22 protein-coding genes, 1 pseudogene and 1 riboswitch are annotated in these 20,486 nt (G+C 47.9%); of the genes and pseudogenes, 8 read left to right on the top strand and 15 right to left on the bottom strand.

The window, feature by feature from the left end; all coding sequences use genetic code 11:
- Positions 1-19: 19 nt before the first annotated feature.
- The 4 genes from FS806_RS11460 to FS806_RS11475 all read right to left on the bottom strand — a co-directional run bounded on the left by FS806_RS11460 (position 20) and on the right by FS806_RS11475 (position 2,799).
- Positions 20-628, bottom strand: a complete 609-nt coding sequence (locus FS806_RS11460) for an alpha/beta hydrolase fold domain-containing protein (RefSeq protein ID WP_144936118.1) — start codon at positions 626-628, stop codon at positions 20-22.
- Positions 629-767: 139 nt separating this feature from the next.
- Complete coding sequence (locus FS806_RS11465) at positions 768-1,220, bottom strand: DUF2269 family protein (protein WP_144936120.1); 453 nt, start codon at positions 1,218-1,220, stop codon at positions 768-770.
- A 105-nt stretch (positions 1,221-1,325) separates the two neighbouring features.
- Positions 1,326-1,535, bottom strand: coding sequence for a multicopper oxidase domain-containing protein (locus tag FS806_RS11470; RefSeq protein WP_370451793.1), 210 nt, complete (start codon positions 1,533-1,535; stop codon positions 1,326-1,328).
- A gap of 304 nt (positions 1,536-1,839) precedes the next feature.
- Positions 1,840-2,799 (bottom strand): helix-turn-helix domain-containing protein, encoded by a 960-nt coding sequence (locus tag FS806_RS11475; protein ID WP_144936123.1) that lies wholly within the window; start codon positions 2,797-2,799, stop codon positions 1,840-1,842.
- Between the two features lie 363 nt (positions 2,800-3,162).
- Positions 3,163-3,249, top strand: a riboswitch (cyclic di-GMP riboswitch).
- Here FS806_RS11475 and FS806_RS11480 point away from each other — a divergent pair.
- Positions 3,230-4,036, top strand: coding sequence for an EAL domain-containing protein (locus FS806_RS11480; protein ID WP_260982060.1), 807 nt, complete (start codon positions 3,230-3,232; stop codon positions 4,034-4,036). It overlaps the preceding riboswitch by 20 nt.
- A 97-nt stretch (positions 4,037-4,133) precedes the next feature.
- On the opposite strand, the gene FS806_RS11485 is transcribed toward FS806_RS11480, so the two are convergent.
- Positions 4,134-4,838, bottom strand: a complete 705-nt coding sequence (locus FS806_RS11485; protein WP_144936127.1) for a metallophosphoesterase family protein — start codon at positions 4,836-4,838, stop codon at positions 4,134-4,136.
- Positions 4,839-5,099: 261 nt separating this feature from the next.
- Between FS806_RS11485 and FS806_RS11490 the strand changes: the two genes are divergently transcribed.
- The gene (locus FS806_RS11490) at positions 5,100-5,627 is read left to right on the top strand and encodes a class I SAM-dependent methyltransferase (RefSeq protein WP_144936130.1); all 528 of its coding nucleotides are present in this window, start codon (positions 5,100-5,102) and stop codon (positions 5,625-5,627) included.
- 108 nt (positions 5,628-5,735) lie between these two features.
- Here FS806_RS11490 and FS806_RS11495 read toward each other — a convergent pair whose 3' ends face one another.
- Entirely contained in the window at positions 5,736-6,299 is a 564-nt protein-coding gene (locus FS806_RS11495; protein ID WP_144936133.1) for a delta-aminolevulinic acid dehydratase, read from the bottom strand.
- Between the two features lie 207 nt (positions 6,300-6,506).
- A complete protein-coding gene (locus tag FS806_RS11500; RefSeq protein WP_144936137.1) occupies positions 6,507-7,385 on the bottom strand; it encodes an aminoglycoside phosphotransferase family protein in 879 nt (292 codons plus the stop codon).
- 446 nt (positions 7,386-7,831) lie between these two features.
- On the opposite strand from FS806_RS11500, the gene FS806_RS11505 reads away from it, so the two are divergent.
- Both FS806_RS11505 and FS806_RS11510 read left to right on the top strand, forming a co-directional pair.
- Positions 7,832-8,233: a VOC family protein gene (locus tag FS806_RS11505; RefSeq protein ID WP_144936140.1), complete on the top strand. Its 402-nt coding sequence runs from the start codon at positions 7,832-7,834 to the stop codon at positions 8,231-8,233.
- 1,170 nt (positions 8,234-9,403) lie between these two features.
- Positions 9,404-10,465, top strand: coding sequence for an SGNH/GDSL hydrolase family protein (locus tag FS806_RS11510; protein ID WP_144936266.1), 1,062 nt, complete (start codon positions 9,404-9,406; stop codon positions 10,463-10,465).
- An 85-nt stretch (positions 10,466-10,550) separates the two neighbouring features.
- Here FS806_RS11510 and FS806_RS11515 read toward each other — a convergent pair whose 3' ends face one another.
- Positions 10,551-11,027: a DinB family protein gene (locus FS806_RS11515; protein WP_144936143.1), complete on the bottom strand. Its 477-nt coding sequence runs from the start codon at positions 11,025-11,027 to the stop codon at positions 10,551-10,553.
- A 148-nt stretch (positions 11,028-11,175) separates the two neighbouring features.
- On the opposite strand from FS806_RS11515, the gene FS806_RS26140 reads away from it, so the two are divergent.
- Positions 11,176-11,391 carry a hypothetical protein gene (locus tag FS806_RS26140; protein WP_222126646.1) on the top strand — a complete coding sequence of 72 codons (216 nt, stop codon included), beginning with the start codon at positions 11,176-11,178 and terminating at the stop codon, positions 11,389-11,391.
- Between the two features lie 19 nt (positions 11,392-11,410).
- Positions 11,411-11,821 carry a GNAT family N-acetyltransferase gene (locus FS806_RS11520; protein WP_260982061.1) on the top strand — a complete coding sequence of 137 codons (411 nt, stop codon included), beginning with the start codon at positions 11,411-11,413 and terminating at the stop codon, positions 11,819-11,821.
- Positions 11,822-11,926: 105 nt separating this feature from the next.
- On the opposite strand, the gene FS806_RS11525 is transcribed toward FS806_RS11520, so the two are convergent.
- From FS806_RS11525 to nikC, 4 genes are read right to left on the bottom strand one after another with little or no spacing between them, the layout of a single operon-like run.
- Positions 11,927-12,919 (bottom strand): ABC transporter ATP-binding protein, encoded by a 993-nt coding sequence (locus tag FS806_RS11525; protein WP_144936146.1) that lies wholly within the window; start codon positions 12,917-12,919, stop codon positions 11,927-11,929.
- Positions 12,916-13,926, bottom strand: coding sequence for an ABC transporter ATP-binding protein (locus FS806_RS11530; protein WP_144936149.1), 1,011 nt, complete (start codon positions 13,924-13,926; stop codon positions 12,916-12,918). The genes FS806_RS11525 and FS806_RS11530 overlap by 4 nt, the downstream gene beginning before the upstream one ends.
- A gap of 31 nt (positions 13,927-13,957) precedes the next feature.
- Positions 13,958-14,881, bottom strand: coding sequence for an ABC transporter permease (locus FS806_RS11535; protein ID WP_144936152.1), 924 nt, complete (start codon positions 14,879-14,881; stop codon positions 13,958-13,960).
- A gap of 37 nt (positions 14,882-14,918) precedes the next feature.
- Entirely contained in the window at positions 14,919-15,812 is an 894-nt protein-coding gene (gene nikC / locus FS806_RS11540; protein ID WP_144936154.1) for a nickel transporter permease, read from the bottom strand.
- Between the two features lie 132 nt (positions 15,813-15,944).
- Here nikC and FS806_RS11545 point away from each other — a divergent pair, with 132 nt between their 5' ends.
- Positions 15,945-17,624: a glutathione ABC transporter substrate-binding protein gene (locus FS806_RS11545; protein ID WP_397347292.1), complete on the top strand. Its 1,680-nt coding sequence runs from the start codon at positions 15,945-15,947 to the stop codon at positions 17,622-17,624.
- 183 nt (positions 17,625-17,807) lie between these two features.
- Complete coding sequence (locus FS806_RS11550) at positions 17,808-18,587, top strand: class I SAM-dependent methyltransferase (protein WP_260982062.1); 780 nt, start codon at positions 17,808-17,810, stop codon at positions 18,585-18,587.
- 267 nt (positions 18,588-18,854) lie between these two features.
- On the opposite strand, the gene FS806_RS11555 is transcribed toward FS806_RS11550, so the two are convergent.
- The 3 genes and pseudogenes from FS806_RS11555 to FS806_RS11565 all read right to left on the bottom strand — a co-directional run bounded on the left by FS806_RS11555 (position 18,855) and on the right by FS806_RS11565 (position 20,125).
- The gene (locus FS806_RS11555) at positions 18,855-19,196 is read right to left on the bottom strand and encodes a hypothetical protein (protein ID WP_186328328.1); all 342 of its coding nucleotides are present in this window, start codon (positions 19,194-19,196) and stop codon (positions 18,855-18,857) included.
- Positions 19,197-19,426: 230 nt separating this feature from the next.
- A complete protein-coding gene (locus FS806_RS25735; protein ID WP_186328329.1) occupies positions 19,427-19,603 on the bottom strand; it encodes a hypothetical protein in 177 nt (58 codons plus the stop codon).
- A gap of 191 nt (positions 19,604-19,794) precedes the next feature.
- A pseudogene (locus tag FS806_RS11565) lies at positions 19,795-20,125 on the bottom strand (HIT domain-containing protein).
- Positions 20,126-20,486: the final 361 nt, after the last annotated feature.

The following is a 20,486-nucleotide window of genomic DNA, read 5'->3' on the forward strand; positions in this document are numbered from 1 at the left end:
TAAACCGTTACTTTACCGTTCACGCTACAGGTCTGCCCTTTTCAGGCGTAAAGTACCGCGATTCGCAAGACTCAAGTAACCATGGAGAGAGTAATATAATTCGACTCGGTTGAGGTAGATTTTTTTCCTTTAACCATTGAGCTAATGCTAGCGCAAATCCACCGCCTGCCGAATCCCCCATAAATATAATATTTTGTGGAGAGGTTTTCATTAACAGCTTTTCATAAATGGGGAGTACTTGATCATATGATTCATGATACTGGTGATGAGGGACTTTTGGATAGACAGGTACAATCATGGTGGCATTACCCATGTCTGCTATTTTACGTATGAATTTCCAATGAACACCCCGAGGCTGATTTATATAACCTCCACCAATTAAATAAATAATATATTTTTCACTGGCTTGTTTGTTTCCTTGTAAAATATAACAATCCTTTCCATACGATTGTTCCATAGCAATATCCAGTTTCTGTTGGATTCTTCTGGGCAAAATATATGGTTTCGCATTCTCGGTTCGCTTTTGCTCGAGGAATTTCGCAAACTTCTCTTTGTCTGAATAACGTTGTTTTAGTCCACTCATTAATAAAATACATTCTACCAGTTTGCTCCGTATGCTTCGCTTCATCTCAAAAAACCTCTCTTATTGTCTTTTTCACACATATGGAACGAGTATATAATGGCTGCCATCAAGCTCGCATCTCAACGATATGCCCACTAACTATATACTTTACGTAGGACATTTACCCTGCTCCACTGCTTTTCATTTACGGTTTTAACACCATCAATATGATAATGGCAACGACGAGTAGTTTACCAAACCAATCATAAGGAGTCAGTTTACTAGACAAGATTTTATACTGTTGCGGAATCTCTTCACTTTCACAGGTTCTGATCATTTCATGCATAGTTTTCATTTTAGGTCCGATAACCATTTCCGAGTAAAGGCTGAAAACTACGAACAAAGCAATGGATGTGTCGAACCACAACATCCGAAACAGTGACGGGTTGATCCATCCCATCAATAATCCTGTAGGCAATAAAGCGATCCAACCAATAGTGGCCGCCTTATTCAGTTTCTCAACGCCTTGATGTGCATATTTTAATTCACTTAAATCCTTAGTTCTTTTTAGAATCACGTTCGATAAGAGCAAAGGGCCCGCACCTAAGATAGCGCTAAAAATATGGATGCCAACCAGTAATGTATAAATTTGATTCATGCGCTTTCACCTCTCAATGTATTTCAAGTCCGACCACCACTGCTTCTCTAGACATGTCTTCAATCATAAGCGTTAGGGTCACCGCAGCCGCGTTAACCTTTGCAATCACTCCGGCCTGTTCTGTGCCACTTGGCTGATTTCAAAAGGTGAGGTTACCCCCCTCATAAAGTGCAAGGTCATGCCGATAGCCGCATGCTCAAGATGATGACAGTGCTCCATCCATAATCCGGGATTGTCGGCTTTGAAAGCTACCTCATGCGACTCCCCGGGATCCACGTTCAGCGTATCGGTGATCCAAGGCCCGGCATCCCCCAAACCAATTCGTGATAAACTATCAGACTTGAGATCTTCCTCATATTATATTTTTTAGAATACGACCGAATAAGATTCCTTATCTACCACTAGACGGAGTATTTTCGCGGTCACAGGGAGTAATCGATTCAAACAAAAAAGACTGCTCCGAAGAACAGTCCTTCAATCGAACAATTTTCTAGATTATAACTGCCGTAGTGAACTCGTTCAGCTTAACATCGAGTAATCAGATGGAGACTCTACTCCACCTGATTTAGAGCCCACCTATAGAGGTGGGGGTCTTAACCCGATAATACAAACATCGGGATTAAAATGAACATCTACGCAAGTTTCCAGGATTCACGCCGTACTTGTTACGAAACGCTTCCGAAAAGTAGCTGGGGTTGGAGTAGCCTACTGTAAGCGACGTCTCATACACATTCAAGTCTCCTTGCTGTAAAAGGAGACAGGCTTTTTCCAGACGTTTTTCCCTCAAATAACCAAATACGGTCGTTCCATATAGTTCTTTAAAACCAATTTTTAATTTGTTGTCGTTAATGCCAATCATGCGGGACAATTCGAGCAGCGAGGGGGGATCTGCCATACGTTCCAACATTATATCGCGTGCCTGCTGTATTTTCTGCCTTTCAATGCTGGATAATTTGGGAAGCTTCGGCTCGAAAAGAAACGATTGAAAGGCTGACAACAGGAGTTCCAGCACACTGCACTCCAGCTCCAGTTTTTTGATGCCGCATGTTTGCACGGACTGAGTCAACCGTCTAATGATTACGGCAGCCGCCGGATGGATGGACTCATGAAAAAGGCGAAATGACTTTTGCCCGAGAAGGCTGGAGAAGTCAAGATGCTTGGCACCCGAAAAATCCTCCATGTAATGATTGAAGGTCGAAATAGGGATTCCGACTGACAACACCTGATAAGGCTGATTCGCGGTAAATTCAAGCTGCGCTTTCCCTTCGTCGATTAGCTGAAGCGCACACATCCCGGGAACAAATTCGTATTGATTTCGTTCGACATGGACGGCATTCGTTCCTTGCAAACAATAGTGAAGCTCGACCATTGGCGTTCTTGCCGTTAGCGGCATCAGGAAATCGCCATGAAACGTCAAATCGGAAAATACGATATTGAGATCGGGGCGAGGAACGAATCGACGAAAGGTCCCATCTCCGATTGGCGTACGAAAAGTCATTGATTCCGAACCGTTTGAGCTTTGCTGCTGCAGCCCGAATTCGTCGAAAAACAAATTAAAGTTATGATGAAAGTCCGCCATTTTGTTTCTACTCCGTTTCGCAAAAATTGTAAATGATAATTGTTATCAATTATAGCGTGGCATACCTCTCAACGACAACACAATTTCCGATTTGAGGATTGTGTGACAAGCAATCTAAGCATTCATGAGATAGCCCCACAGCGAGATAGTGCGTCAGAAGTTCTTTTTTCCGATTATAAGTCCATAAAAACAAATCCCTGCCGCCAGGTTTATAGGCCTTACAAACTATTTTTTCAAACAAAAATGGCAGAATGGTTAAATTTTGAAAAAAGAACACATGTTTTGTAGGAATCTGTCGCTTGATGGCGAATTTGATAATTAGGTACAAAGGATTGCTAATGGTCCTTTCGACGGGTATGCTCAGTACGATAATCGCAAACCTCTTGAAAAATTGGGACGCAAAACCTACGGGCCTAAGGATCTGCTTTCTATGGCGGCCGGGTTGCCGAAATGGTCTTTCTATCCGGAAAGGAAATTAGTCATGCCATCCACACAAGCTCTTATCACACAGGAAGATTTATATCACGAGTTCCAGCCGATCTGCCATCTTCATACCCACAAGACGATTGGCTATGAAGCTTTAATCCGCTGCTCAACGGAACCAAGAATCGATCGGCTGTTCCGGGCCGCTGCAAGACATAATATGCTGTTCACGCTGGACACCCTTTCCATTTATAATGCAATTTCCGCGTGCTTTGCTGATCCAGGGCGGGTGGAATCCGATCAGCACCTGTTCGTGAACGTATTCCCTTCGACCTTATCTTCGGATCGATTTACCAGATTCATATTTAAGCTCATGCAGCGGTACGGAAAGTACGCCAACAATATCGTATTCGAAATTAATGAAGCCATCTCGGAGATGGACGACTGGGACACCGGACAATTTCTGCGTAACATCCATCTGCTGCGGGAATGCGGATTCCTGGTTGCGCTCGATGACGTTGGAGAAGGGGCGACCACCTTGAAGAGAATCGTGGAAATCGGCCCTGACTTTATCAAGATGGATCGTTTCTTTGCCAAGCACCTGCTCTTCAGCAAACAGAAGCAGAAATTGTTAAAGTTCTTCGTTGATTTCTGCGGTGACGAATCTAATCTGATTCTGGAAGGAATCGAAGAGGTTGAGGATTTGCGTCAATCTTGCAAGCTAGGTGTCCCCTTCGGCCAAGGCTATCTGCTGGCGAAGCCCGGCCCTCTGCCGGGTCGTCCACCGACCTCGTTTCGCTCAATCGAAGATTAAGGGAGTTATGACATTGGACATGAGCGAAAAGAAACCGGGAATGCCTCCTCAGGCTATCCCGGTTTCTTTCCGGGGATTGGCGCACCGGCAGCTCAAGTTATGCAAATACTGAAATCTTCCTCTGTCCGATTCGACCAGTGCAGACCTTGTAAACATAGTAACAACGGTTGGTCAAATCAACCAATCCCAAGGCCCGCTCCTCGATCACTGCATAGGTGCTGGCCCCCAAGTCGCAGTTCATGCGCGCTCCATCGCTATAAATAAATTCACAGGGGGTATGTCCGTGAATAACCGGTCTTCCCTCCGTCCTGCTTAATATCGACTCCTTCGGATAGGAATAAAAGTCCGATTCGGACATCCAAAGTATCTCACGATCCTGCTCCTCCAGAGGGGTATAAGGCACAATACCGGCGTGAGTATATACAAATTGCTGGTCTTCGAAAAGCAACGGCAATGAGGCCGACCATTCCACATGCTCTTGCAATTCCCCTTCCTTGGTAAAGGTCTTCCGGAAGCTGGGTAACGTATCCTTTCCGGCATATTTTAACCACATATCTGTTTTCCCCCGGTAATACCAACTCATCATTTCCTCATGGTTGCCTGTCAATGCCACTACATGATCGGGGTACTGCAAGGCAAGCTTGCGGACCTCTTTAAGAACCAGCCCGCTATCTTTGCCGCGGCTCACCATATCCCCGCCCACGACAAGCTGATCTGATGACGGGTCAAATTTCGCATATTCCAGCAGCTTCATCATACCGTTGTATTCGCCATGAATATCCGTAATGAGTAAATTTCTCATTCTTTTCCCCCTACCTCGACAAATAGGAAACGCCCATTCCCCGTCAATAAGATTGTTAAATTCCTATCTTGTTCATATACATCATCATAGAATAAGCCAAGAGGATGATCCTGAACCTCAAGTCCTTTTTTGCTCTAAATCTAATTATACCATTGGGTTTGTCTTGAAATTATTGTAAATTTATTATCAGGTATTAAAATACAGTTCTGAAAGGAACTTTCTTAAATGATTACAACAACCATCAAGGGGATAAGTTAAAATTTGAAGACTCGTGCCGGGCTCTTCTCTCCGCGAACGGTGGACAACGGAACTCTGGCCATGCTGTCGGTCATTGAATTTGAAAAAGACGATAAAATATGCGATTTAGGCTGCGGTTATGGAGTCGTGGGCTTATTGGCGGCCAAACTGGTCCGTCCAGAAAATGTAGTTATGGTGGACAACGATGAACAGGCTATCGAAACCGCCAAAGAAAATGCGGCGGCCAATGAGGTTTCCGGTGTACACATTGCCCACAGCGACGGTTTTTCCGGTATCCGGCATAATGACTTTACCAAAATCATTTGCCACCCGCCTTATCATGCCGATTTTGCCGTGCCAAAAATGTTTATCGAAAAAGGATTTAACCGGCTCGCTCTAGAGGGCAGGATGTATATGGTGACCAAGAGAAAAGAGTGGTACAGAAACAAACTGATTTCCATCTTTGGCGGAGTTAAGGTTTGGGAAATCGAAGATTATTTTGTTTTCATGGCCATCAAAAAAAGTGATCGATACTCTAACAGCCGTGTCTGATATTAACAGCCCCTATCACCTTCTTATTATCGGACACAAGCTTCCCGAATGGAAAAAGAGGGGAACCGAAACTCCCCTCTTGTTACACGCGTGGCTGCATCGGATGTTTCAGTCATCTACAGAACTTTCATAGATTTGGTACATAGATACTTCTTCATCCATAGCCGAAGCAAGCTCGTAAGCCTCTCTTACGCTCTTCCCGTTCTGAATCATTTCATAGAAAAGCCGCAGCATGAACATAAGAGCCGAATTGCCGTCCGGATAATCATCCGGGCCGATATAGGTCCGGCAGCCGCGCTTCAGGAATGCTTCGGCCAATGCCCGGTCACCTAGTGAGCAGCCATTGCCAAAGACGATTTTCCCGTCCAGCTTCGCATATCGCAGCACCTCATCCGGACCAAAGTCTCCCCGCGGCTCTCCTTCTTCATAGACACTCTCACCCAATTCCGGCATGAGAAGCTTGCCTTCATCGCCGTGGAAACTGAGAATAATCATGTCGGTATCCGCATAGAGATCTTCGCCTGATAGCACGGAGATCAAATCATTCGGCCGGCCAATCCAATAAGTAAATACTCTTGCGCCAAAACATTCGAGAGTCGCTCTGATGGCTTGCGTTTCCATATCGCTATCCGGTCCGCATACCAGCGCAACGTACATTACCGGTTTACTCATTTCCAATCCCTCCATAGTTTAGGTTTGTTTTGAATATACAGGCGTACTTCTATGGAGGACTGCGGGCGCTGCCGGCAAAGGAAGAAGCATTACGTTAATTTGTTGTCATCATTACAATTTCCTCCAGTTTTACACTTACCGTTTATATGTACATTAGATAGAAAGATAGAAAAATCAAATCGTCAGAAGAATTCATATCCATATATTTTATGATGTCGAAATACCACTAAACTCCAACCCATGAAGAATGGAATGGTTTGCAACCAAACTTCTTACCCGCTCCATTATTTTAGGTCCAGCAGGAGCCCCACCGTTTCTACTAAGCAGCATCCATCTAAGACAAGCCAGCGCTTCATAAGCCTCAAGCTCTCCTGGAGGAATCTCAATGACTGTTAGATAGGCGGAACGAAATAGATTCGCATAACGCTCCGAAATGTATATTTTCTGCAGGGTAAGCGCCCAAGCAAAATCATATCTGGGGTCTCCTAATTGCCCGTTCGTCCAATCTATGACGGTGTATCGGCCGTTGTCCTCCAGAATGTTCATCAGGTGAAAATCACCGTGAATAATACGGTCCTGCTTGATTGGGGTTATTTCAACAAGAGCATTTAATGCTTGGCTCAGGTCTGAGTGTTCGCCTACTCCGGAAAAAAAGTAATGGATAAAATCATACCTGGGAAGCTGCAGATTTCCCATCTCTTCCATGCCGATTTGATGTATTCCAGCTAAAATGCCCGCCAAACGGGCCATTATTTTCGCATTCACCTTATGAAGGGGCGTGCCGTCGAAGGAGGTTAACAAAACCTGCTCGCCATCCGGATTTATCCCCCACCCCAGCGGTTCAGACACAGATTGTCCCCGTGCATAAAGAACATTCAGCAGCCGAAATTGAAAACGGACATCCGGCTTGGAGCTCCTGTTCCATATTTTCAGGACATAGCTATCATCATGTGAGTTTATCCTAACGACTTCCGCTTCAAATCCTTGATTCATCGAATGCACGGTTAAGGCATCTTCTTGGGCTAATAGCTCATCCAGCCTTTTGTTCTTCTCCATCCAATCCACGGTACTTAGAGGGGTTCCCAATCACGCTCTTCCTTCCATACAGAGTCTCTTCTTGATTGGCGGTACCTGCAAGCTGCCTTAACATTGCCATTTTTGATCCCGGCGAATTCTCTCATACTTCGAGCGGTTGCGTTCGCTTTTTGAAAAGATCATTCACACAGCTTCAAGACGGTCCTGTGCCCTGCTTGATTGGCTAGAATTATAACATATCCGCCATAAAAAGGAAGACAATTTTATTAGCAGATAGATCATAGCAGTTACAGCTTATATTGAGGCAAAAGGAAAGACTACCTTCAGAAGAATAAAATCGGTTGTTGACTTCCATTCGCAATCCGCTTTTCGATGGCTATCTTTTGAGAATCAACTCAATCATCGAAAACAGCAATCCATAAGAAATACAGGAGTATGAATTATTATAATATTGTTTTTAAGCTAAAGATTTAATCCATTTAGAAAGGTTGTTGAAGATGGCAAAGCTAAAGCCTTATATTCTGTCAGAAGACGCAATGGCCCAGGCCGAGTTTTATACGCAAGTGTTCGGAGGGCGAATCTTGTCCGTGACAACACATGAACAGGCAATGGGAACGCAGAACGAATTCAAGGATAAAGTCATGCATATGTGTTTCTCAATTGCAGGAGACAATTATATCTTTATCGCCGACACGATGGAACCCTTAAAGCAAGGAAACGACATCGCACTAAGCGTGGAGTTCGATCTGGAAGCCGAAGCCGTTGAAGCATTCACAAAGCTTTCCGAAAGCGGTACAGTCAAATATCCTTTGGAAATGCAGCCTTTCGGCGTGTTTTACGGGGAGGTTGTCGATAAATATCAGGTGACCTGGATGATTACGGCCGGGATGGAAGGCTGATCTGCTATTTACAACGGATGGGCTTCGGAAGGGATGATGCGGAGAGCCGTGGACAGTAGTATCAACATGGCTGTCTGTTCTTGGCGATCATGCCGAGTTGACGACTTATCGTCCGAAGGACCGCGTCTGTGGTAGATGGGGCCTGACACTTATCGTCGAAGGCCCCGTCAACGGCACGGGGGGCCTACTCTTTTCATCCGAAAGACCCCGTGCGACGGCACAGGGGTCTTACTCTACTTTCATCCGATGATCCCGTCAACGGCATGGGGGGCTTAGCCTGCTTTCATCCGAAGACCCCGTGCGACGGCACAGGGGTCTTACTCTACTTTCATCCGATGATCCCGTGCGACGGCACGGGGGGCTTAGCCTGCTTTCATCCGAAGACCCCGTGCGACGGCACAGGGGTCTTACTCTACTTTCATCCGAAGACCCCGTACGACGGCACAGGGGTCTTACTCTACTTTCATCCGATGATCCCGTGCGACGGCACGGGGGGCTAACTGTATTTTATACAGGTAATTTCAAGTAAATTGCAGAAAGTGGCTCAACTAAATGGAAAAACTACAGTTAGATTGGATGAATTCAGGAGATATCGCCTAATTTGCCCAAACTAGATGGAGGTTTTCCATTTAGTTTTCGTATTTCGCCCTAGAATGGGAAACTAACTGGATGAAATCCATTTAGTTATCTAGGGGAGATACCGGGAGGATGCGAAGGATCTTCCAGGAAACGGTCGAGGATATCTGGGCTGCTTCCGGGGCAGTCGGAGGCTATCGAGGATGTCTGGGGGGCGTCCGGGATCGTCCAAGAGAGGCTTATCGGGATGTCTGCGGCATGTGGCTGACCACCGTCAATGCGACGCCATACACCGCGCACTGGAAGTCTCGTGCGGTCCGCGGAGGCTACCGGTGGTGTCTGCGGCATGTGGCTGATCACCGTCATGTGACGCCATACACCGCGCGCTGGGAGTCTCGCGCGGTTCGGGGCTGGCGGGCACCTTCAGGCGGATTCCTATTACATACTTGTTGACAATTAAAACCATATGAAATATGGTAAAATCGGGTTCATATTAGGATAATATAGTCAAGTTATTTATTCTTGCTAGATTAATACCGACTGTCCGCCGAAAGGAATGGTATTGTGAATTCGCTGGAAAGATACGACCTCCACATGCGCCCGAATGAACAGTTCGATGGCGCCATTCGCTGGTATTCGCCTTTAGAGGAGCCTTTTCAAGTATCCGGCCTCGCTTGGTTTGCGCAGGAAAGAAAATATCGCCGATTGCCAACTTCGCCGGCTCAAGCAATTCCCCAGGCGGTCGATCATTTGGCCAATCATACGGCAGGAGGGCAAATCCGGTTCCAATCGGATTCCTCCTCCCTATCGGTCAGGGTGAAGCTGAGAGGGATAGCCGGCATGGCCCATATGCCTGCAACCGGGCAATGCGGTGTCGATTGTTATGTGAGCGCTCCTGATACCAACGCTCGTTGGAGGTATGTCAATACCACCAGATATGATCACACTCTCATAGAGTATGAGTGTGCCTTGTATACCGGTTGGGAACCGACGATGCGCAATTTGGTGCTGAACCTGCCGCTGTATCAAGGGGTGGAAGAGATCTGGATCGGATTGGATGAGGGAGCCTCGGTGATGGCCCCGCCCGGCTACGCTTCCGGGAAGAAAATCATCATCTATGGAACATCGGTCACTCAAGGCGGCTGCGCTTCGCGTCCTGGCATGGCCTACTCCAATATCTTGAGCCGCAGGATTCCATTGGAATTCATTAATCTCGGTTTCTCGGGTAGCGGCAAGGGGGAACCGGAGCTCGCCGAAATCATATCGCAGATTAACGATCCGGCATGTCTTGTTGTTGATTATGAAGGTAACTGCGTTAGCACCGAACTATTCCGCAAGACCCTTCCGGAATTTATTCGTATTTATAGAGAAGCCCATCCGGTCACACCGATCCTGGTCGTGTCTCGTATCCGTTACGCTCGTGAGGAGCTGACACCGCATTTATATCAAATGAGAATGGAACGCAAACAATTCGAGCAGTCTCTCGTTAACGAGCTGCGGGAGCAAGGGGACTTGAATATTTATTTCTTCGACGGCTCCAAAACATTGGGCGAAGATTTCTTCGAATGTACGGTAGACGGCCAACATCCGACAGATCTTGGTTTTCTGCGAATGGCGGATGCACTCGAGCCGGTTCTGAAAACCCTGCTTTTATAACATCCCGTTACAGCAAACAAGCCGGAAAGCGAATCGCTTCCGGCTTGTTTTAATATACTTGTATAGTAAATTCAAGAATAGTTGCTTATCCCATTTGTTCCTTCGTCGGCCCCATGACTCCCGGCACGGTAAGCCCGGCTTGACGAAGCAGTACAGTCATCTGGCCGCGATGGTGCGTATCATGGGCGATCAGTGTGTGGAGCAGCTTTCCGCGGGCCATTTCCCTACCCATAGCAGACACCGTTTCAGCCAGCATATCGTCCGTCAGCGCGTTTTGGACCCCTTCCTGCACATCCGCGGCCATACGGCGATAGGCTTCGACAATTTCGCTCACCTTGTCCGGCACACCATCCCGCGTCCCTGCAGGCTGTACTTTAACACCGACCAAGCCTGTAAAGAACGCCGGGCTCGTCGCCAAATGCCAACCCAGCCAGCCAAGTGTGCTGTGTCCTTCCACGATAGCCTGTCCAAGCTTGTCGTCGGAAATCGCTTCGATCACCCGCAGCGTGCCCGCCGTCTGTACATTCCAATCTGCAATAAAGTCGTCAATTTTCCGGTACATCTTCGTCACTCCTTTGTTCATAGTACAGAATTTGTAAGCTCCGGGGCTCCCCGCAAAGTATCCGGAATACGCTTCGAAGGCTGACCGTCACTTTGCAGGGTTATTTTAAAATTGTTTCCACCTTCATTGTAAGAAAACGGCGGATAGAATGCAAACATATGACCGTAAATTTTCTTTAGGTTTGGCTATGTCAGTAAGCGTGGCGGGACAGCCCAATTTCAGCGGCAGGTTTATTTATAATTATTTTTTGCCGGCACTTTTAATGAAGGGAACTGATATACTCAATTCAGGATTACAGAAAGCAGGTGTTCAGGCTGGAGCTGAATATTGTAAAAGTGCCGATAGAAGAGAAACCGATACTTAACAATCTAATGCAGTTTTACTTGTACGATTTTTCCGAGTTCATGGATTGCGATGTAGAAGACAATGGTCTATTTGGAGAGTATCCGTATTTAGACGACTATTGGATTAGTGTAGAACACCGTTTTCCTTATTTTATAAAGATGGACGGAAAGAATGTCGGATTTATATTGGTTCGATATATCGATTCCAGCGACACCCCTCATTTTTCTATTGCCGAGTTTTTCATAATGAAAAAGTATCGGAGATTAGGGCTAGGCAAACATGCTGCCATGAAAGTGTTCGATATGCATAGAGGGCGCTGGGAAGTTACTCAATTGGAAAGGAATATTCCCGCACAGCAATTCTGGAATAGGGTTATCACGGAATATACTTCGGGAAGGTTCAGCAGTCGAATGGAATCAGGGAAATACATACAAGCTTTTTTCAACTAACGGAAAATGGGGCCGTACAATTAACGGATAACCTCTCATTTGTTGAGAACCCGACGCCAAGGATTCAGCCCGCACGAAGCGGTTCGTCCGTTCTAGAGCAACAGATTAGTCGGCAGCATCTATTTCTTCAAAATGAAGGCAAGCCACCTGGTGGCCGATTTCGCCCGGAACGGATCGCATCTCGGGAGCCTCGGAACGGCAGCGGTCGCTGGCATACCTGCAGCGGGTATGGAACCGGCAGCCTGACGGAGGATCGATCGGAGAAGGCACGTCCCCCTTCAACAGAATGCGCTCCGCCTTGCGTTCCGGATTCAGAGTCGGAATGGCGGACAACAGAGCGCGGGTATACGGGTGCCGCGGCTGACGGAATAAGGTGGCCGTATCGGCGATTTCAACGATCGTTCCCAGATACATGACAATGATCCGGTCGGAAATATGGCGGACGACCCCCAGATCATGCGAGATGAACAGGTAGGTCAGCTTGAATTCCCGCTGCAGCGACTGCAGCAGATTGAGAACCTGGGCCTGGATGGAGACGTCCAGGGCGGATACGGCTTCGTCGCAGATGATCAGCTTCGGGTTGACGGACAGCGCCCGGGCGATGCCGATCCGCTGACGCTGTCCCCCGCTGAATTCATGCGGATAACGGTCCGCCTGATACGAGGACAGCCCCACGGTTTCCAGCAGCTCGATGGCCCGCTCCCGCCGGCGTTCCTTGGGCACGACATTTTGGATTTCCATCGCCTCCTCCAGCACCTGCACGGCGGTTTTCCTCGGGTTGAGGGAGGCATACGGGTCCTGGAAAATGACCTGGATGTCTTTGCGCTTGCGGTTCATGGCTTTCTTATTGAGCGTAAGCAGATTGACGCCGTCGAACAGAATCTCCCCCGAGGTCGGTTCATCCAGGCGCAGAATGGCGCGTCCGGTCGTCGATTTGCCGCAGCCCGATTCCCCTACGAGGCTAACGGTCTCCCCTTCCCGAACAGTGAAGGAGATGTCGTCTACGGCTTTGACATAGTTGAGCGTCCGTCCGAAGATGCCTCCCTTAATCGGGAAATACTGCTTCAGCCGATTTACGGTCAGAAGGGGTTTGCTCATATCGTCACTTTCACCTCCGGCTTCATCTCCCAATGCTCGGTATATATCCAGCAGCGTACCTTATGGTTGCCCCCTACCTCGTTCAGCTCCGGCTGAGCTTCGCGGCACCGCTCCTGCGCATAGGGACAGCGCGGCGCAAACCGGCATCCGGCCAGCGGTTCATAGGGGCTTGGGACGGAGCCGGCAATCGGCACAAGCTCCTGCTGCTCGACGTCATGGCGGGGCAGCGAATTCATCAGTCCTACCGTATACGGGTGCTTCGGCTCCCGGAACAGCGTAACCACATCCGTATATTCCACGATCTGTCCGCAATACATGACGGCAACATCGTCACATGTCTCTGCCACGACGCCGAGATCATGGGTAATGAATAGCACCGACATGTGCAGTCTGCGCTGCAGATCCCGGATCAGATCCAGAATTTGCGCCTGGATCGTTACGTCCAGCGCCGTTGTCGGTTCATCGGCGATGAGCAGATCGGGATTGCAGGCCAGCGCTATCGCAATCATTACCCGCTGCCGCATGCCTCCGGATAACTGGAAAGGGTACTGCTTCACTCTCTTCTCGGGAGAAGGGATTCCGACAAGGCGCAGCATCTCGACCGCTTTGTCCATCGCCTGGCGCTTCCCCAACTGCTCATGAATCCGGTATACCTCCGCGATCTGCTGGCCGACGGTAAAGACGGGATTCAGCGACGTCATCGGCTCCTGAAAGATCATCGATATTTGATTCCCCCGGATGTGGCGCATCTGCCTGCCGGTTTTGTCCAGCAAATTATCCCCGTTGTATTTGATTTCACCGCCGATAATGCGGCCGGGATGGGAAATCAGGCGCAAAATCGACAGCGACAAAATGCTTTTCCCCGAGCCTGACTCGCCGACAATGCCCAACACTTTGCCTTTATCGATAGTAAGGCTGACGCCGTCCACCGCTTTGACCTCACCGTGTTCCGTGAAAAAGGAAGTTCGCAGGTTGTTGATTTCCAGCAGCGGCTGCTTCGTGTTCATCCTTCCTCGCTCCTCTCTCGGAAGTATCGGATTAATCCAAATCAATTCGTTTATTAAAATATTTGTAGGAGATGTCCACTAACAAATTTACAAGCACGAAAGTTAAAGAGATGATCAGGATGGTAGCCTGAACCACTGGAAAATCCCGCGCCCGGATCGAATCGATGACATAGCGGCCGATTCCGTTAACGGCGAAGACGGTTTCCGTCAGCACCGCTCCGCCCAGCAAGCCGCCGAACTCAAGGCCGATGACCGTAATGACGGGGATCATCGCATTTTTCAGGGCGTGCCGGTATATAACTGCGCGCTCTCGCACCCCCTTCGCGAGGGCTGTGCGAATATAATCCTGATTCAGCACCTCCAGCATGCTGGAGCGGGTCATGCGGGCAATAATCGCTGCGCCGCCGGTGCCCAGCGTAATGACCGGAAGCACGGTCTGTCCCCAGGTTCCCCAGCCGGAAGGACGGAACCAGCCTAGATCGACGGCGAAGTATTGAATCAGCATCAGTCCGAGCCAGAAATTCGGCATCGATACCCCAAACAAGGCAACGAGCATGACGCCGATATCGGAGGGAGAATTTTTGTAAACGGCGGAAATAATGCCTGCAGTCAATCCGAGGAAAACAGCCAGTATCGTACTGTACAAGGCAAGCTCCACCGTAATCCAGAAGCGGCTCTTGAAAATTTCCTCAGCGATAGGACGGCTGCTGCGGATAGAGACTCCGAGATCCCCCTGGATCAGCTTGCCGGCGTAATTCCAATACTGCACGTGCAGTGGATCGTTCAGGCCGAGGCTCTCCCGAATCTGCTCCACCTTCTCCTTGGGAGCTCCTTCTCCGACAATGACTTGAGCGGCATCTCCGGGAATGAGATGCATGAGGAGGAAGACGATAATCGTTACCCCGATAATGACGGGGACAGTTTGAATCAGTCTCCGGATAATATATATGAACATGGCGCCGGCTCCTTTGCAATTGAATTGGTGACTCCGGTCACTTCTTCATTTTCGGGTCGAGCACGTCCCGCAGTCCGTCGCCCAACAGATTGAACGCAAGGACCACAAAGACGATGGACAGTCCGGGGAAGAGGGCAACATGAGGATGCTCCACAATGTATTCGCGCCCATCGTTCAGCATTGCCCCCCATTCCGGCGTCGGCGGCTGCGCCCCAAGCCCGAGGAAGGACAGCCCGCTGGCGGTCAGAATCGCAATCGCGATGCGGAGAGTGGCCTGGACGATGATGGGAGAAGTAATATTCGGCAAGATATGCTTGAAAATAATGCGGCTGTCGCTCGAACCAAGAGCCCGCATGGCATCGATGTATTCCAGCTTGCGAACCGCCAGCGTCGATCCCCGCACGATCCGGGCGAAGGTCGGAATCGAGAAGATGCTGACCGCAATGATGACATTGAACAGACTCTTTCCGAGAGCGCTTACAATCGCCAGAGCCAACAGCAGACCGGGGAACGCCAGCAGAATATCGCAGATGCGCATGATGATAGAATCCCATATTCCCCCATAATAACCGGAGAGGACACCGAGAACGATTCCGAAGACTGCACCGAGGAGGGCTGCGATGAAGCCGATCGTCAGGGTGATCCGCGTTCCATGGATAATCCTCGTGAAGATATCCCTGCCGTTATGGTCCGTTCCGAACCAATGGTCTGCGGACGGCTTCAACAGCTTGGAGGAATAGTCGACGATGGTCGGATCATGCTGGGTAAGGTAAGGACCGAAGATAGCAACGAGAATGATAAAAAGAAGAAAGTAACCTCCCCACAGCGCCGCTGTGTTTTGCCGTAATTGTCTGTACAACCTCCCCCATCCGCGTGCCGGAGTCCGGCTGCGTCCTGGTGCGTTATCCGCTGCTCCTGCCCCGTTTCGCATGTGGAATTCATCCTTTCTACAAATAATTATCCGCCCGTTTAAGTAGAATCCTAGAATAAATTGGAATTACTCAAATATATGTTAAGTACGAAAAAAATATTTATCTTTTGATCGAGAGGGGTGTGTTAAGTGTTGATTCACAGAACAAGGTTAAAATGGTTCGTTCCGCTTATGCTCGCGATGATCCTGCTGCTTATACCGGCATGCAGCGAAAGCAGCGGTACGACCGAGGAGAAGCCTCCGGAGGAAAACAAAGGAAGCACAAGCTCTCCAAGTCCAAGTCCAAGCCCAAGTCCCGGGAATGAGGACAAGAGCAAGGATCCGCCAAGTGGCGGCGGCGGTACCGGGGATCTCATTGTGGCCTGGCTATCCGAACCTCCTACTTTAGACCCTCATATGTCGACCGATCAGCAAACCAGCATTGCGTCCTCCCATATTTATGACACGCTGGTTAAGCATGACAAGGATCTGAACATCCAACCGAGACTGGCCGAGAGCTGGAAGATGGTGGATGACGTAACCTGGGAGTTCAAGCTTCGCCAAGGCGTGAAATTTACAGACGGATCGGCCTTCAATGCCGAGGTGGCGAAGGCTAATCTGGACCGGCTGCTGGACCCCAAGACGGCTTCCCCGAGGGCTTCATTGGTAAATATGATCAAGGAAATTACCGTCGTTGACGAATACACGCTGCAACTCGTTACCGACTATCCCTATTCTCCCCTGCTAGCCCACCTGGCCCACCCCGGAGTAGGGATCGTCAGCGCCGAAGCCATCAAGAAAGACTACGAGAAAGTGAACGCCGGCGAGAAGGCCGGAGCCTGGCTGTCCCAGAATCCGGCAGGAACGGGGACTTTCAAGCTGGACTCCTGGGAACCCGGGCAGGAATTGAAGCTGGTCAAGAATGATGACCACTGGGGGAATAAAGCGAAGATAGACAGTATAACCTTCAAAGTGGTCAGCGAGAACGGCACGCGCATAGCGGAGCTGGAGACGGGATACGCGCATATTATTGAGCCTGTATCACCGAGCAGCATCGCCCGAGTGGAAGGACTGGACGGCGCTTATCTGAACCGTCAAGCATCGCTCAGCCTGTCATATATTGGCTTTAATACGGAGAAGGAGCCGTTCAATGACGTTCGCGTGCGCCAGGCTCTATCCATGGCTATTAACAAGGATGAGGTGATCTCCGGCATTTACGAAGGAACGGGAATTCCCGCGGTCGGACCGCTAGCCCCGGATGTGTTCGGCTATGATCCGTCTGTCAAACCGATAGAGTATAACTTGGATAAAGCCAAGGAGCTAATGAAGGAAGCGGGATACGAGAACGGTTTCTCTACCACGATCTGGACGAATGACAATCAGGAACGGATTAAAGTTGCGGAATATGTGCAGGCGAAGCTGAAAGAGCTGAATGTGGATGTGAAGATCGAAGTGATGGAATGGGGCGCTTATTTGTCCCAGACGGCCGAAGGAAAGCATGATATGTTCGTGCTCGGCTGGTCTACGGTGACGGCCGACGCCGATTACGGATTGTACCTCGTATTCCATTCCGCTAATGCGGGCGAGCCAGGGAACCGGACCTTCACGAAGGATGCGGAGCTCGACAAGCTGCTGGATGAAGGACGCAAGGAGAACGATCCGGAGAAACGCAAAGCAATTTATAAGCGAGTACAGGAGAAGCTCGTCGAATTGGCTCCTATGCTGTACATTCACCATCAGGAATATTTGGACGGGGTAAGCAAGAAGGTGAAGGGCTACTGGAGACATCCGAGCGGCATTATGCAATTCCATGACGTGTCGATAGAGCCGTAGAATAGATGCAGGCGAAAGCCCCAGTACTTTAGTTCTAAAGTGCAGGGGTTTTTTTATTGCCATTTATAGATATAAATTGAAATTTAGAGAAGGATTTTCCAGAAAAATACAGAATGCTTATGATCGCGCAAAAATGATCGCTGTGTCGATCTGAGGAGAGTGTTACGATGAAAAATTACGGTCATGAGTTATTTAACTGGAACCGCATCTTATTATTCTGCGTACCGCCCGCTTTACCCGTCTGAACTGGTGCGGTGGATCGTGAACCGATTTTCTCTCGATGGCCAAGGCAATATGCTTGATTTGGGGTGCGGAACCGGTCAACTCATGATGCGCTTCTCCGATTGGTTCGAGAGGCTGGTTGGCGTAGACAGTGAGCAAGAAATGATTGACGAAGCCTTGAGGAGAAGTGAAGAAGCGAGGATCGATAACATCAAGTGGATTACGGCCGATGCGGAAAGCTACTTGCAGAATACTAACGAAATCTTTCGGGTAGTCACGATCGCCAAAGCGTTTCATTGGATGGATAGAAAAGCGGTGCTCGACGATTTATATAACAAAATCCAACTAGATGGCGGAGTCGCCATTATTGATCATTATGCCCCGCATAAAGAGCCGCTGCCATGGCAAGCTGAGCTCCAGAAGATCATCAAATTATGGTATGGAGAAGAAAGAAGAGCGGGAAACACGACATACTCCCACCCACAAATTAGTCACGAGGAGATCGTTGCGCAATCTCGATTTGAATTAGAAGTTCATCGTCTGCCAACGTATGAACAGCAGTGGACGATCCAGTCCATCATTGGCAACCTGTATTCCACTTCCTACGGTTCCAGGCGTTTCCTTGGCGACCGGGCTTCTTCTTTCGAACAGGAACTGGAAAAAGCTTTATTACGCATAGACAACAGCGGAATCTTCACAGAAGAAATAGACCTGTCCATTATTTTAGCGATGAAACGTTAGCGAACGTAAAGGTGTTGATTTCCCTGCGGAATTTGGGGCCTGGTTGAAGAAACATTTCTGTTCCCGACATCGTCTCAACAGTAAGCAAGGAGGGACAAGCGTCCCTCCTCTTATCATATTCCTCTATTCCAATTTTGAGTCTCTAAACTTCCATATAATTCGAGAGCGCCTTGTTAAACCCGTCTCCGCGCTTATTTAACAAGGTGAGATTGATTGCCAGGGAGCGCTTATTGGGCCGGTAAATTCTAAATAAATTTGCAGAGACGGTTACCGTACGCCTACCCCTACCCGGTTCTTGTATACTTCATTCCGGGTTCCGACAACCTCGTTCCAGGGTACGAATTCTTCGATAAAAACAAAAGATCTTATCCCAATTCCATCCGGAGAAATTTGCACAATCGGCCTTGGGTCAAAAGTCAAAATGGCACACGCCAAACCGCCTACAACGGCTACAATTAAAAAGCCATAAAAGACAAAATAAGCAATCTCTGTAATATCGCCCGGATCGGCTAAAAGTTTAGTATAGATGATATAAACCGCGGCAAACATCACCACACTACAAAAAGCGGTCAGTATCCTGTTCGAATAAAAATTTTCCGTCTGCTGCACTCTGTTCTTTCCTTCCCATTTCAAGTCATCAACTCTTGAGAAAAATCAAAGTCAAAATCCCCAAATTCAAAATTATAATGGATACTGCGCAAAAAACAAGCGACTTTATTCCCGTATTTATATAATTTGGCGCTTTTCCAAAGTTGGGGGGGACGTCATATTTAAGATTTCGAATTGTACTTTTTCCGCTACCATTATTACCGGCAAAAACATACATGATTGGAATCATTTCATGCATGAGAGTCATTCTGGTTCAAAACAGGGACAACTTTACCATCAGTGAATTCTTTTACAATTTGTCCCTGAGATGTCTTATATACAATGTATGTGTCGTTAGCTTTGGCAGCCAACTTAGCACGCTCACCTGTGAGTTTAATGAGTTTCTGAAGATCCTTGATTTGATTCATTGGCGCACCATCCAATCCCTAAATATCAGTATTGATTCTGACTATAACATATGATGAGATTTTAGATTGAATCATTCATGTTCAACCGAAAATAGCTATAACCGGGTGCATTATTTTGAGCCCATAATTCTTCTCAGCCCTCAAAAATTTATTCCGCCTCATAGGGTATCTGGAATCCATGTTCTATCCAATTATCTTATAGGTGTACCAAAAGCTATATGCCAGTGTAAATGTTTTGAATCTTGGTACTTTCCTAAGTTTGTTATAACTCGACAAGCCACCTTGTTCAGATACTACATCAGACGCAACTTTTTTTACTACGGATAACAATTCAACAAGCAATCCAGTATCGCTATCTTCCAAGGTAATTAGCGATGATATATGTCTTTTAGGAATTACAACAATATGTACGGGATAGAATGGGCGTGTATGATGGTAAGCAAGCACATTTTCCGTCTCGTAAACTTTATTCACAGGTGTCTTTCCACTTAATACCTCATCACAATAAAAATCTTCTGACATTCTATTCCTATACATTTAATATATAACAATGAAAACGACACCTCAAACAGGGGCTTCAAACGCTATTCCCTTACTAATAACGCTCCATGATGTTCTTCAAAAGGAAAGACACTTTCCAACCTCAACTTGTACGATAACCAGACTGAGGCTCAGTGTCTTCTCGGATAATTTTCTGATAGTCTTGTCGCCAAAAGTCTCCTTAAAGGTAGCACCGTATTTGTTCTCCAGTTCTTTAATGGATTATTCCAAATAAGTCACTTCATCGACTTGAGGTTCTTCATTTCTTTGTCCCTGTTAGCTTTAAGTATCGACACATAAATTGAATTTCTCCTCATTTCGATTATCGTTGCTACAGTGAAAA

Origin of the sequence: Paenibacillus sp. 32O-W, assembly GCF_007679495.1 — a bacterium.
Classification (GTDB): Bacteria; Bacillota; Bacilli; order Paenibacillales; family NBRC-103111; genus Paenibacillus_L; species Paenibacillus_L residui.